This is a genomic window from Streptomyces mabaensis (genome assembly GCF_053763515.1).
The window spans coordinates 1-1,186 of record NZ_JBSOPZ010000086.1 but is presented as its reverse complement, the minus strand read 5'-3'; the positions used below and the strand labels follow the sequence as shown (position 1 = coordinate 1,186).

General features: G+C 66.5%; 1 protein-coding gene. It reads left to right on the top strand.

Features of this window, described 5'->3' with window-relative positions; translation table 11 throughout:
* Window positions 1-79 precede the first annotated feature (79 nt).
* A partial coding sequence (locus tag ACWV17_RS33815) for an IS4 family transposase (protein WP_455362668.1) occupies window positions 80-1,186 on the top strand: 1,107 nt, incomplete at its 3' end.

The following is a 1,186-nucleotide window of genomic DNA, read 5'->3' as shown; positions in this document are numbered from 1 at the left end:
CAATGCCGTTGCTTGAGAGGTGCAAGTAGTTCCTCTCCCGGGCACGGTGACTGCCGGGGTGCTGGTTCGTTGACCGGACATGCATCCATGGATCGGGTTATCCGATGAGGTCCGGCTCGGGTTGCTCACCGAGTGGATCGTTCCTGAGCTGGTGGACGAGGTGCTGGCCGCGTGTGGTCGGCGGGATGCCAAGCCCCGTCCCCTGTCGAGCCGGTTCATGGTCTACTTCGTGCTGGCTCTGGCGCTGTTCCAGCAGGACTCCTACGACGATGTCGCGGAGAACGTTGTCGGGGCCCTGGGCGAGATGGACCAGTCGGTCCCGAACAAATCGTCGTTCACCAGGGCCCGGCAGCAGCTTGGGGCCGCGCCGTTGGAAGGAGTGTTCCGCCGTGTGGCGGGGGCGATCGCTCCGTCGACACTCGAGGCGGCGTTCTGGCGCGGGATGAGAGTCGCCGCGGTCGATGGGTTCTTGCTGGACGTGCCGGAGAACGATACGACACGTGCCGCTTTTGGCGGGCAGGTGGACAGTGCCGGCCGGCCCATCGGGTTCCCGCAGGCCAGAGTGGTGACGCTGACCGAGACTGGCACGCACGCGACGATCGACGCGCGGATAGGCAGCTTCAGGAGTGGTGGTGGCGAGCCCGCGCTGGCGACAGAGATGGCCGGCAGTGCCGTCGGCATGCTGGTGATCATGGACCGGGCCTTCCCCGGTGTCGCACTGTGGAAGGCCTACACGCAGGCCGGAGCACACCTGCTGATCAGAGCCCGCACCTTCGTCGCCGCGAAGCCCATGGAGGTCCTGCCTGACGGGACCTATCTGACCCGGATGAATCTCGCCGGGCAGCGGCGCTCCCATCCGGGCGGGGTGACAGTGAGGGTGATCGACTATCAGGTCGACGGCGGCGAGACAATCCGGCTGCTGACCGACCTGCTCGATCCCGGGGCCTGGCCCGCCGAGGAGTTGGCAGCCCTGTATCACGAGCGCTGGGAGGTCGAATCCGCTTACCGGCAGCTGAAGACCTTTCAGCGGGGAAAGGCCGAGGTGCTGCGGTCGGTGTCGCCGGAACTGGTGCGGCAGGAGATCTGGGCCCACCTGACCCTCCATCACTGCCTGAACCGGATCATCATGCGGCTGGCCGACGGCGAGGGTCTGGACCCCGACCGGATCTCGTTCGTCAAGGTCCTC